This is a genomic window from Paraperibacillus marinus (assembly GCF_046237605.1).
GTDB lineage: Bacteria > Bacillota > Bacilli > Bacillales > DSM-1321 > Paraperibacillus > Paraperibacillus marinus.
In genome coordinates this window covers 3442672-3455050 of the sequence record NZ_CP143542.1, presented here as the reverse complement: position 1 = coordinate 3455050, position 12379 = coordinate 3442672, and the positions used below count along the sequence as shown (strand labels likewise).

8 protein-coding genes are annotated in these 12379 nt (G+C 47.2%); 4 read left to right on the top strand and 4 right to left on the bottom strand.

Annotated features, from left to right (window positions below; all coding sequences use genetic code 11):
- Positions 1 to 174: 174 nt before the first annotated feature.
- The 3 genes from V1498_RS17420 to abc-f all read left to right on the top strand — a co-directional run bounded on the left by V1498_RS17420 (position 175) and on the right by abc-f (position 4127).
- Positions 175 to 1071, top strand: a complete 897-nt coding sequence (locus tag V1498_RS17420) for a manganese catalase family protein (protein ID WP_409294988.1) — start codon at positions 175 to 177, stop codon at positions 1069 to 1071.
- A gap of 117 nt (positions 1072 to 1188) precedes the next feature.
- Positions 1189 to 2025 (top strand): aldo/keto reductase, encoded by an 837-nt coding sequence (locus V1498_RS17415; RefSeq protein ID WP_409294986.1) that lies wholly within the window; start codon positions 1189 to 1191, stop codon positions 2023 to 2025.
- A gap of 314 nt (positions 2026 to 2339) precedes the next feature.
- The gene (abc-f, locus tag V1498_RS17410; protein ID WP_409294984.1) at positions 2340 to 4127 is read left to right on the top strand and encodes a ribosomal protection-like ABC-F family protein; all 1788 of its coding nucleotides are present in this window, start codon (positions 2340 to 2342) and stop codon (positions 4125 to 4127) included.
- Between the two features lie 105 nt (positions 4128 to 4232).
- Here abc-f and V1498_RS17405 read toward each other — a convergent pair whose 3' ends face one another.
- Positions 4233 to 5756 (bottom strand): ATP-binding protein, encoded by a 1524-nt coding sequence (locus V1498_RS17405; protein WP_409294982.1) that lies wholly within the window; start codon positions 5754 to 5756, stop codon positions 4233 to 4235.
- Positions 5757 to 5994: 238 nt separating this feature from the next.
- On the opposite strand from V1498_RS17405, the gene V1498_RS17400 reads away from it, so the two are divergent.
- Entirely contained in the window at positions 5995 to 6639 is a 645-nt protein-coding gene (locus V1498_RS17400) for an SDR family oxidoreductase (RefSeq protein WP_409294981.1), read from the top strand.
- A gap of 275 nt (positions 6640 to 6914) precedes the next feature.
- Here V1498_RS17400 and V1498_RS17395 read toward each other — a convergent pair whose 3' ends face one another.
- The 3 genes from V1498_RS17395 to V1498_RS17385 form a co-directional block, all read right to left on the bottom strand.
- Positions 6915 to 8657 carry a hypothetical protein gene (locus V1498_RS17395; protein WP_409294979.1) on the bottom strand — a complete coding sequence of 581 codons (1743 nt, stop codon included), beginning with the start codon at positions 8655 to 8657 and terminating at the stop codon, positions 6915 to 6917.
- 254 nt (positions 8658 to 8911) lie between these two features.
- Entirely contained in the window at positions 8912 to 11077 is a 2166-nt protein-coding gene (locus V1498_RS17390) for a hypothetical protein (RefSeq protein ID WP_409294978.1), read from the bottom strand.
- Complete coding sequence (locus tag V1498_RS17385) at positions 11061 to 12278, bottom strand: acetyl-CoA carboxylase biotin carboxylase subunit family protein (RefSeq protein WP_409294976.1); 1218 nt, start codon at positions 12276 to 12278, stop codon at positions 11061 to 11063. The genes V1498_RS17390 and V1498_RS17385 overlap by 17 nt, the downstream gene beginning before the upstream one ends.
- Between the last annotated feature and the right edge of the window lie 101 nt (positions 12279 to 12379).

The following is a 12379-nucleotide window of genomic DNA, read 5'->3' as shown; positions in this document are numbered from 1 at the left end:
TCCCTAAACAAAATATTGAACTCTGCAGGTGCAGGGGAAAACCGGAATATTCAGGTGATGCTGTTCATAGAAGTATAAAAGAATGGCTCTTTCACAGTGGAGCTGAGATCAACCTTTTTCTACAATAGCCACAAGGGCCAAAGAATTCATACTTCATGAATGGGAGTGCTCACCATGATCAAAAGAATGGATCGAATCGCGATTGAACTCCCCAGGACTCCAAGGCCGGATCCGTCAGCTGCAGCCAATCTCCAGCAGCTTCTTGGCGGGAAGTTCGGGGAAATGTCCACCTTCAATAACTATATGTTTCAGTCCTTCAACTTCCGGAGAAAGAAAAAGCTGCGTCCCTTTTATGAACTTGTTGCGTCGATCACGGCAGAGGAATTTGGGCATATGGAGCTTGTTGCCCATGCGATCAACTTATGTCTGGAAGGCACCACGGAGCCTGGTGACCCGGACAGCACGCCGCTTAGGAATGGGAATGCTGACCGGATAGCGCTGCATTTCATCGACAGTGCACAATCCGCACTTCCAATCGATGCCCAGGGAAGACCCTGGAACGGGGAGTATGTAGTGAACAGCGGGAACCTGATATTTGATTTCCTTCATAATTTTTTTCTTGAATGCGGGGCGCGCACCAATAAAATGAGAGTGTATGAAATTACAGACAATCCGGTAGCCAGAGAAATGATCGGTTACCTGCTTGTGAGGGGCGGCGTGCACATCCTGGCCTACGCGAAGGGGCTTGAAATGGCAACAGGGGTGGATGTGACTAAAATGTTTCCCATTCCAAATCTTGATAACAAGGCTTTTGATCATGCGAGGAAGTTCGAGGCAGCCGGGCTCCATACCAGGCTGTATACATTCAGCAGCAGGGATTATCAGCAGATCACCCAGATATGGAAGGGCACGCACCCGACAGACGGCCTGCCGCTTGAAGTATTTGCCGGCACACCTAAGGGAGCAGAGGTGCCGGATTACGGAGATCTCCCGGAGGAATTTGCTCCCGGCATCTCGGATGAGGATTTCATGAAAATTGTTGAGAGACTGAAGCGCTCCGCCGGTATGTGAGGAGGGACAGTCCTATTTCCCAGAAATAGGGCTGTCCTCTTTTAATTGGCTAAAAGGGTAAAAGAAGGGTAAACTAATAAAGTTTATATACATATTTTTAGCGGGAGGGGTTCAGGTATGGACTTTCCACAAGAATCCGCCATCACATTGTATAATGGTGTTAAAATGCCGGCAATCGGATTTGGAGTTTATAAGGTTGAGGCGGGGACGGAGACAGTGGAATCGGTGACAGAGGCACTCGGGGCAGGTTACCGGCTGATCGACACGGCTGCCATCTATCAGAACGAAGAAGGCGTGGGACAAGCCATCAAGAACTCTGGGATTCCGCGGGAGTCGCTTTTTATTACCTCGAAGGTTTGGAATGAGGATCAGGGATATGATCAAACACTGCGTGCCTTTGATGAATCGCTTTCTAAATTGGGGCTGGAATATCTGGATCTCTATCTCATTCACTGGCCGGTAAGCGGTAAATATGCAGATACCTGGCGGGCAATGGAGCGCTTATATGAGGAAGGCAGGATCAAGGTTATCGGAGTCAGTAATTTTCACACCCATCATCTTGAAAACCTGTTAGCGGCGGCAAAGCACGTGCCGGTGATCAATCAAATCGAGCTGCACCCAAGGTTATCCCAGATGGAAACAAGAAGTTTCTGCCGTGACAAAAATATTGCCGTTGAAGCGTGGGCACCCATCGGCAAAGGAAAGCTCCTGGATGAACCTGTTCTGGTTAAAATTGGAGAAGGATATAAAAAGACGCCAGCTCAGGTCATCTTGAGATGGCATCTTCAAAATGGAGTCATTCCGATCCCAAAATCAGTGATGCCTGCTAGAATCAAGGAAAATATTGATATCTTTGATTTTTCACTAACAGAAGGCGAGATGAATCAGATCGACTCGCTGAACAGGAACGAAAGATTTGGGACAAACCCTGACAAGTATGAAAAAAAGCAGTAACCGCTATTCCCCAAAAACCATATAGTGTATAATAAATTGGAATACACTGAAGGAGGCATCTAAAATAGACGCTATGGATATCCGATAACTTTTTTCGCTGATCAATTTTATAGCAAAAAAGTGACCTGCCCGCGCGGGAGAGAATAGGATACGTATGTCTATTTTTAGATAGCAGCATATATTCATTTATATGAAAGCTTCCAGTTGATAACCGGAGGCTCTGTTTTCTCTATTTACTCATCCATTTAAAAGCACGGGCAGAGGCCTGTGCTTTTTTTGCGTATTTAAATGCAATGAAAATGGAGGGGTTATATATGCGTTTATTAGCAGCCAATCAATTGACCGTTGAGTTAAATGGAATCATCATTTTGAAAAATATCAGCCTTGAAATCGAAGAAGGGGACCGGACGGCGCTGCTCGGTGAAAATGGCGCCGGCAAAACAACCTTGTTAAAAGCCTTGCATGGCAAAATCCCGATTACAGAGGGAAGTATCAGCTGGGGAGTGAAAAAGGAAGAAATCGGATGGATGATGGATGAAGAAGCCGACGGCAGCTTGAATGTACTTCAATACATTCAAAAAGGGCAGCCGCGTCTATCCTCCCTGAAGGAAAAGCTTGATGAGTGTCAAAAAGTGTGGCAGGAGCATCAGCACTCCCAAGAATTCGTGGAAGGTTACACGAACATGCTGCAGTCCTACACCGAAATGGGGGGATATGAATGGGAGCTCGATATTGAACGGGCACTGAAGGAAGTGGGCATTCCGGAAGGACTTTGGAAGGAGTCTTTCAACCGGTTAAGCGGCGGTCAAAAAACAAGGGTAAAGCTTGCAGATCTGACGGTGAAAAAGCCGAAGCTTCTCATCCTGGATGAGCCGACCAATCACCTGGATTCTGCGTCGGTGGACTGGCTGGCCGATTGGCTTTCTTCCTATAAAGGAACCGTTTTATTCATTTCCCATGAACGTGATTTCATAGACCGTACAGCTTCGGTTACCTATGAGCTTACCAAAAACGGCGCTAAGAGATATCAGGGGGGATATTCTCGGTATAAAGAGCTAAGGGATGAAGAGCGAAAGGCGCATGCAGCTTTGTATGAAAAGCAGAAACAGGAAAAGAAAAAGCTGCTTGAAATTATACAGAACTATAAACAGTGGTACCAGAAAGCCTCCAATTTCGCTTCTGTCCGCAATCCTTATGCACAAAAGCAGGCAGGGAGGCAGGCCGCCAAGGTCAAGGCAAAGGAAAAACAGCTCGAGAGGCTGGAATCAAGGAGAGTCGATAAGCCTCAGGCGGCAAGGGGAATCAAAGCTGCTTTCAGCAGTGATGCTATAGACAGTAAAAGGATAGTAGCGCTTGAAGGAGTTTCTTTTTCTTATAATGAAGGAACACCACTTTATGAAAATATGAATTTATCCATCAGCCGGGGAGAGCGCATAGCGGTCATCGGACCCAATGGTGCCGGTAAAACGACCCTGCTCAAGCTTTTGACAGGGAAACTTTCCCCTGACAGCGGTGCTGTCAAAAGAAATCCCCAGCTGAAGACCGGCTACTTCATGCAGGAGCTTGAAGAACTTGGGCTGGAGAATACAATCCTCCAGGAAATCCTCCAAATAAAAGAGATTACCGAAGAGGATGCAAGGACAATATTAGCCTGCTTTCTCTTCAGGAGGGACGATGTGTATAAGAAAATCAGGGATTTGAGTATGGGTGAAAAATGCAGGGTCGCTTTTGTTAAGCTCTATTTTTCTGACTCCAACCTTCTGATCCTGGATGAGCCGGCCAATTATCTGGATATAAGTGCCCGTGAGCAAATAGAAACGGCCCTCCTCTCGTACGACGGCTCTGTTGTGATTGTTTCCCATGATCCATATATGCTTAGGAAGGTTTCTACCCGGGTGATCAGCGTCACTCCTGGAAAGGTGCTGGATTTTAAAGGAACCTATCCTGAATGGGAAAACCACGAAGCAAGAGATTCCGACGGGCAGGCTGCTGTAAACCAAAGGCTTCAGCTGGAGCTGAAGCTGGGAGATCTTTTAAATGGGGAAACGGCGGACCTCGAACAAATTAAATCCATCCGGAAGAAAATAGATGAATTGAAATAAGGCTAGGGGCGGAGGCATCGCTTTAGCGTAACTTACGGGAGGGCTGCTTGGGCTAAAGGCAGGCTCTCCCGTAAGTGAAGCTTGGGTGATGCCCCTTTTTGGTTTTTAGCCTGGATGATTCATAGGGAATGATATGTGAAAGCGCGTGCCTTTTTCTGACTCGCTCTCCACCAGTATGGTTCCATGATGGTTGTGGATGATTTTGTAACTTACCATCAGCCCCAGGCCATTGCCTGCCGGCTTTGTTGTGTTAAAGGGTTCGCCAAGTCTCTTGATCTGCTCCTGTGACATCCCGATACCAGTGTCCTCAATGGTCACGGTTACGGCGCTGCCAGCATTTCCGGCCGCCAGGCGGACTTCCCCGCCGTGGGGCATGGCTTCGATTGCATTCTTTATCAAATTGAGGAAAACCTGCTTTAATTGATTCCGCTCGCCATAAATGACCGCATCCCCGCTGCCCTGATAGGTAATGATGACACCCTTCAGTGCGGCCTCGGCCTCAAGCAGGCTGATGACACTCTGCAGGATTTCACAGATATTGCAGCTGCTGAAGTAGACAGCGTGCGGCTTGGCAAAGACCATGAATTCGCTCACGATATAATTGATCCGGTCAATTTCCTCGAGTATAGTGTCGGCATACAGCAGCTTGCTTTCATCCGGGGTGTTTTTCAACAGCTGGACAAAGCCTTTTATGGTAGTGAGGGGGTTGCGGATTTCATGGGCAATGCCTGCGGCCAGTTCTCCGACAAGGGACAGCTTCTCGGCTTTTCCCAGGACTTCTTCAGTCTTTTTCTTTTCGGTAATATCATATTGGATGGAAATATGCTGATAGGCCCGGCCCTGTTCATCCATGAAGGGGACAATGGTGGTATCGACCCAGTAAAGTGTCCCGTCTTTTGCCTTATTCAAAATCTCTCCCTTCCATATCCTGCCCTCCTGGATGGCTTCCCATATTTCTCTGAAGAAGGAGACAGGATGGTGGCCTGAGTTCAGGATGGAATGGTTCTGGCCAATCAGTTCGTTTCTTGTATATTTCGTGATTTCGCAAAAATGTTCATTTACATAGAGAATCTCATCTTTCTTTCCGGTTATGGCAAAAATCGTGGCCTCGTTCAGTGCATTCTTTAAATCTGCCAATTCCTTCAGGGTGATGCTCAAGGTCCCCGCTGACTCATCTAGGGCAAACTTGGTGATGGAATAGCTGTCGATATAGAGCTTGGCTATGACATTGAAGAGCATATTAAACATGATATCCAGATGTTTTATAATGGAGAGGAGTTCTTTGCGGCTGTCTATTTCGGGATAAGCCTCGTTTATAAATTCCAGTATGACTGAACGGAGAGTGAAGATGAAATTGTAGGTCAGGTCCAGGGAAATTTCTGCCTGTATGGCCCGCTGGCCGAATATGTCAGCCAGGGCGGCGAGGTTATTGCCAGCTTCCTGGTCACCTTCGGCAAGTGATTCACCGATACATTTGAAAAACTGCTGAAGCATGCAGCTGCTATCCTCCAGGTTCATGCCAAGGATTCTGTACACCATGTCAGCTTTATGATTCTGAACAACTGATTCGGCTAACACACTGCTGGTATGTATAATTTTTTTACCTAGGCTCTCTAATGCCTTGTCCATCTTTGCTCCCCCTTACCTATAAGGCAGTGTATACATAATTAGACAGAAGGCATAAAAATACCTGCCTTATCCAGAGGGCCTGCTAAATATTAAAAATACTTGGGTGATCATTCATCTTTAAGCCGGCCTCAGGAAAAGACTGGATGTATGACCTTGTTTGAATTTCAAGAAAATAGGTAAAGTATGGAGTGCGAGGCTATTTTGGAATATAACAGATATGCATGAAAGGAGATTGATTATGAAGGTTTTAGTAGTTGGTGCAAATGGACAGGTAGGGAAGAAGCTTGTCAAAATGCTGGTGGAAGATCAAACACATGATGTTCGTGCGATGGTCCGCAAAGAAGAGCAGGCGGGTTATTTTAAAGAATTAGGAGCAGAAACAGTGATTGCTAATCTAGAAGACACTCCTGAGGCAATCGCCGAGGCTGCAGAAGGCTGTGAAGCCGTTGTATTCTCCGCTGGAGCCGGCGGCAAAGGATACGATAAAACATTATTGATCGACCTGGATGGGGCAGTCAAAACCATGGAAGCAGCCAAGAAGGCGGGAATTGACAGGTTTGTCATGCTCAGTGCCCTTCAGGCAGATAACCGGGAAAACTGGAACGAAGAAATTAAGCCGTATTATGCAGCCAAGTATTATGCTGACCGAGTGCTGAAAGAAAGCGGCCTTACTTATACCATCATCCGGCCTGGTGCCTTATTGAATGAACCAGGTTCAGGGAAGGTGAAGGCTGCGAGCAATCTTGAGAGAGGATCAATCCCCCGCGAGGATGTAGCGGCAGCCATTCTCGCTTCATTGCAGGAGGAGAAGGTGTATAATCGTGCCTTCGATATCGTACAGGGTGATTCGACTATAGAAGATGCACTGCATAATCTAGATTGAACGAATAAAACCAGACTGTGCCAGGAATGGCCGTCTGGTTTTATTCTGTGGAAATGGGGCGGAGCTGCATGTAACATAAATCTTCCTGCAGATAAGTGTGAACATCATTTATCCTGCTGGCATTCCAGTGCCTTAATCCGCTCCACCGCCTTATTGTGTTTGTTCCTGCTCCTGCTCTTATCCAGGTTCCTATCCAAGCGTGAATCGCGAGTGGAAAACTCATGTTTGTTTTATGAAGAATATGCCGTTAGATTATTCACCTAAGCAGGCAGTCCTTAATAGTGAAAGGCATATAAGCATTTTGTGAACTGGGCAAAGGGAAGTGAAGCCTCTCCATGCTGCTCGCCATGTCCGGAAACCGTGACATCCATCTCCCGGCCCCACTGCTGCTTGCTGTCATTATTAGGATTATAAAAGTAAACCCTGGCTTCACCCTGAGGGTCATATGCGGTCCGCTGTATCAGGACCGCATGTGCGCCGAGCGGCTCATCGTTCCTGTCATAGATGACGATACCGGCCGGCTGGGGCAGGACAGGACTGAACAGGTTGATATTGACCGGATGGTAATAATAATAAAACAGCTCGGTAAAAAGTATTGCCGTATTTCTATCAGCAAAATTTTGAAGAATGCCTTCTTGATAAAAGGAAGGATTCACCCATTTATGCGGATCTTCTGCCCTTAGTCCAGCATATTTCAGCATCAGACTATAAACGGCATCGAGGTGCGGAAGCAGCAGGACGGAAATGGGATCCATCGCGATACTGTAATTCAACTGCTTCTTCTCCAGTTTTTCCGAGCTGATCATGAGCCCTTCAAACTCCATTTCCAGATAACCTCTCGTCCAGACATCCCCGATATATTGAAGGAGCAGGGAAGGATTTGTCTGGGACCAATAACTCAAGGCCCTTGTTGATTGGCATGAAGGATTGTGTCCCTGAGCAATTCCGAGCGGCTGTCCCAATGCGCTTATTGTTCCTGATAAAAGGCGGCCTCGGGCTGCTTCTTCATTAACGGCATTAAATACTTTTTTCATAATGTCAGCTGATGATGAACATGGCGGTGAATTCAGCAGCCCCTCAAGCTTCAATCCGGTCACAGGAGTAAGGATGTTACGATCCAGCAGGAGAGAGAGACCGTATAAAGCCTGGCGGGTTTCAGGGGTGATGGCTGAGTCCATCAGTGCGCTGATAAGGGGGGCATTGTCTGCAAGCTGGCTGATTCCCGCCTTTCCCAGTCCAAGGATGTATCGGTTCAATGAGGGTGCTGTTTTGTTCACATATACTGCAAGTTCAGCATGCACCTTGCTGACCAGGCCGGTGGCTTTCATGGAAGCCGCCATCTCTTCAGCCACATTCTTAATAGCTTCAAAATCTGCCTTTCCTCCAATTGAATCATACAGGATGGACTCGTATAAAGAAGGAGAAGGCCCTTCCACAGCTTTTTGATAAACAGAAAACTTTTCGAAAGCCCCCTTGTCTTCTGGCAGGAGTCTTATCCCGGTGTTGATCAGCTGTTCTATTTTATCCGTGATGATGGGCCTCTGGACAGAAAGCTTTTCAATTTCCTTCAATAAATAGTCGAGTGCGTCTGGAGGTGAGTATCGGGTCAAGATATAGGATAGTAGTGTCCGTGTTTGTGGATAATCTATGTTCTGGATTCTTGCCTGCTCGGTGTCCGGGCCAAAGAGAGTATCCAGGTTCAAACCAATTACTTCATTTAAATAGTCCCTTGCAGCCTGGGGATTGATCTTTTTCTGCGGGAGGCTGTCTATTGCTGCAGAAAGAATTCTTAAGTTGCTGATTGTCTCAAGGATGGCTGTATAATTTCCCGATTCAAGGGTGCCCCTTACAAGAGGAGGTTTCAAATCAGACATATGCTCCCATGGGGTTCCAAGGAAAAAACCATGCTCATCAAGTGAAGGGCCGTATTGATACAAAATTTCAAGTCCGGTATGTGACAGGGTCAGGGAGGAGGCGGCAGTTATTATCTGTTCGCGGATTATGCTTTTTCTTAACATTTTTTCCTTCTGAAAAAGATACACAAGTTCTGCCAATTCATTTTCTGTTCGATGGTGAGGCAGGCCCACACCTTCACTCCTCTCTTACGGGGATTTATTATAGTATAGACAAATGGAGGGATTAATTTACAAAATAATATTGAAGAAAAGAAGAATGGGCTTAAAAGTGGGAGCTGTTCTAATATGAAAACAGGAGAGACCTGTGAAGCGGCTGCTTCACAGGTCTCTCCTGTTTATCATAGTTCTACCATCATTTAAGCCCAGGTATATGTTTTCCCCCAGCTTCCTAATGCAATTTCCTTAATTTCATTGATGATGCTGTCATCCACCATATAGGTATCGCCCTGTTCATACGGGTTGTAATGGAATGCATACATCCTTGAGACAAATTCATTAAATGGGAGAGAACATTCTCCTTCCATCTCGCCGTTGCCTGTAACGCTTGGCTGAATACCTTGTCCCCAGTTCTGGCCGCTGTCATTATTGGGATTATAGAAATAAATTCTAAATTCGCCATTCTCGTCTTCAGCGATTCTCTGGATGGATACTGCATGAAGTCCGAGCAGGTCTCCATGCACATTCGTAATGTAAATGCCGACGGGATTTGGATAGATCAGTTCATAGCCCTCATTATAATCCGGATGGTGGGTGGAATAGAATAACCGGACAAAAGCATCAAAGTCAGACACATACCCGGTTACGGGATCAATAAGGTTGGAAAATCCGCGTGGAATCCATTCTCCGTAAAACTCAGGGTTTACCCACTTATGGCCGTCTTCTCCCCGCAGCAGTGTCTTTTTCATCATTTCATTATAGATTTTGTCCAGATGCGGCACCAATACCTTCGAGACCGGATCAAGCTCCAGATGGATTTCTCCTCCTGCCACTCCGCCATCCAGCTGGCTGGAATTGATGACTTCGCCTTCAAACGTCATGTCAATGTCATTATCCCTTGCACCGCGGGCAATATGCTCGAGAAGCTGGCCGATTCCATGCTGAGCCCAAAGGCTGATGGCCCTTGCTGACTGGCAGGTAGGGTTCAGACCCTGGCCGACTCCGAGCGGCTGGCCGAGTACACTGAGTACACCTGACACCAAAACGCCATTGGCTGAGATTCCATTGCGCCTGAACTCAGGAGAAAGCAGCGCCCTCTTCACTTCTGGGTGGATATCAAGTTCCAGGAGGCGGCGTATGGCAGGAATCAAAGGCTCCTGGGTAAGAACGCCCCTGTCGAGCATCCTGCCGAGTCCATATATCGACTGGCATGTCTCTGGGTATACCGACAGCAGGATGATGTCGCGTATCAATTCTTTATTTGCATTGAGGCTTGCTGTTCCGGTTTCATTCAGATCGAGGGCGGTACTGAGCAGGTCATAATTGGATCTGTTCAGGAAGCGGATGAGCGTCGCATGATAAGGCGAGATGAGGCCGGTTTCCCTGGCTGATTCAGCAAAGATCCGCGCTTCCTCCTCGATATCCCCCGATTCCGCTTCCTTCAGACGGCTCTGGTAATCCCTGACACCTGATACTTCGCTGCTCAGCCCAGTGGGAGCAGTAATGGCCTTTTCATATTTGATCAGCGTCTGCCTGGAATTTTCATCTATATCGGACTCCACCATATTTTTAGCCATTTCAATCATTTCTTTTATCCTGCCTGTCATGATTGGCCGCTGGACGGTAAGTCGTTCGATTTCCCCAACGATCTTCCCGGCTATCGCATTGAAGGATAGTTCCTTGCCGAGGAACTGGAATAGGCGTTCCGCCCGCTCCAGGTGTTCCCCTGATTCAACCCGGGCAGCCTCTGTTTCAGGCGGGAATAGAAGATCAAGGTTCAGCGCCAGCACTTCATTCAGGAAAGACCTTGCTTCCGCAGCTGTTATTTTCAGGTGTGTATATTCACCTTTCGCGATGGACAGCATCCTCATTTCACTCAGCAGTTCAATGATTGAATTGACACCCTTCAGCTTAAGGGACCCTCCTACAAGAGGGGGCTGCAGCTTTGAAGCATCTTCCCATGGTCCTGCATGAAACACGCCGGCATCATCGTAGATTGCTGCGTTCTGGTATAATGCCTGCAATCCTTCTTCTTCAGCTGCAAGCTCGATTGCCAATTGAAATACATTGGTCTGATACATGCTTTTGGCAAAAGGCTTTGCCTGCTGAAGAGTTTGGAGGGCAGCCTCAAATTTATTATTAAGAGTCATTGTTTCAGCACTCATTTTTCTTTTTCCCCCAGTCACTTGTGTTGAAGATAGTAATTGTTCAGGCGGCTTGTCCGCTTCCAGCAGGGAAATGGCGAGCGGCCTGTCCGCATTTGCAGGCGCCTCTTCGGCAGAAGCACCGCCGCTTGTCCCCGACTCCCTGGAGAAGCGGGCTTGAAGCCGTTTCCAGAAGGAGGAAGCGTTATACATAAAAGTCATATTTCTCGTATTGCTGCATTAAACTCCTCATTTTCGCACTGTCTTCGCCGAAGAAGAAGATGGTACCGTAGTGGTTTCCGAAGCCGACACGCTCAGCAACCTTTGAGGTAACAGGAATGAACATATCATGTCGTTCAAAGTAGGGATTGCTCTTAAGCTCTTCCGGCACAGTCAGCTTTTCTATGAACTTCACGCGCGGATATACCATCAGGCTCCCCGCGTACCCTTTTGCAGAAGTGACTTCCTCAGGGAAGAACTTTTCAAGCTCCTCTTCCGTTGTATCCGGGTCGCTGCAGATAATCTGGGCCTGGAAAGCACTGAATCCGTAAGCGCGTTCAATTAATTCAAAAATGTGGCCGCCTGGTACACGGGCTGCCACTTCGCCAAAATTCAGGGTGCCGTCAGCGGCAATGAAGAATTCGGGATGAATGACTCCGTATTTGATTTCGAAGGAATCGACGAGCTTCTGAATCTCCTGATGAATCCTTGGCCGCCATTCCTCCAATGCAGGAGAAGCAGGTACAAAGTTGGAGTGTCCCAGTTTCACATATTCCGTAATATTCAGGAATCTGATCTTCCCATTGTGGATGAAAGCTTCACATGAAAATTCCTGACCATCCAGATGGCTTTCCATCAAGCATGGAAATTCAGTCTCACCCATCAAGTCGATATCCTGGGCATCACGAATGAGCCTGTGGCCGACCGTGCCAGCCTTGTTAAGGGGTTTAACATGGATCGGGTCATTAACATCCCCGTCCATTTTGATAAGGGCTTCGTTCATTCGTTTCAGGAAGCGGTGGACATCGTCCTTGGAATAGGCTTCTTCGAAAACACCTACCCTGATACCGGCCATTTGTGCCTTCCTCTTCATCAAGCCTTTATCCCGGAGGAGCAGGGAGCGGTTGAAAATTCGGGGGTCATCATTGAAGTGTGCATTAAGAGCTCCAGCCCATTCAACGGTTTCTTCATAAATTGGAACAGCGACCTTCACATTCAGGTCAGCGAGTCTCTTGTACAGCTCATTTGACCGCTCATTAAGCTGTTCAAAATCCCAGGGTACGAATTGTATGCCGTTTTCCGAAGCGAACTTCTGGAAGTCGGGCGGCCCGACGACCACATAAGGTCTGTTAAGTTTGTCAATTGCCTCGATTGCCGGCAGGCTCCAGCCCAGCAGCGCGGTTAATTTTTGTTGGTTTTCCATCTCAATTCCCGCCTTTTATAAGAAATAGATATTAACAGAATATACATTTCCTATTTTTGAAGTTTTCAAACATTTTCCGCAAAAAGGGTTTAGACGCCTAA

Coding starts and splice junctions, on each gene's coding strand:
- V1498_RS17400 (WP_409294981.1), top strand. CDS start 5,995: ATGAAGGTTTTAGTAGTTGGTGCAAATGGACAGGTAGGGAAGAAGCTT.
- V1498_RS17385 (WP_409294976.1), bottom strand. CDS start 12,278: ATGGAAAACCAACAAAAATTAACCGCGCTGCTGGGCTGGAGCCTGCCG.
- V1498_RS17415 (WP_409294986.1), top strand. CDS start 1,189: ATGGACTTTCCACAAGAATCCGCCATCACATTGTATAATGGTGTTAAA.
- V1498_RS17395 (WP_409294979.1), bottom strand. CDS start 8,657: ATGTTAAGAAAAAGCATAATCCGCGAACAGATAATAACTGCCGCCTCC.
- V1498_RS17405 (WP_409294982.1), bottom strand. CDS start 5,756: ATGGACAAGGCATTAGAGAGCCTAGGTAAAAAAATTATACATACCAGC.
- V1498_RS17420 (WP_409294988.1), top strand. CDS start 175: ATGATCAAAAGAATGGATCGAATCGCGATTGAACTCCCCAGGACTCCA.
- V1498_RS17390 (WP_409294978.1), bottom strand. CDS start 11,077: ATGACTTTTATGTATAACGCTTCCTCCTTCTGGAAACGGCTTCAAGCC.
- abc-f (WP_409294984.1), top strand. CDS start 2,340: ATGCGTTTATTAGCAGCCAATCAATTGACCGTTGAGTTAAATGGAATC.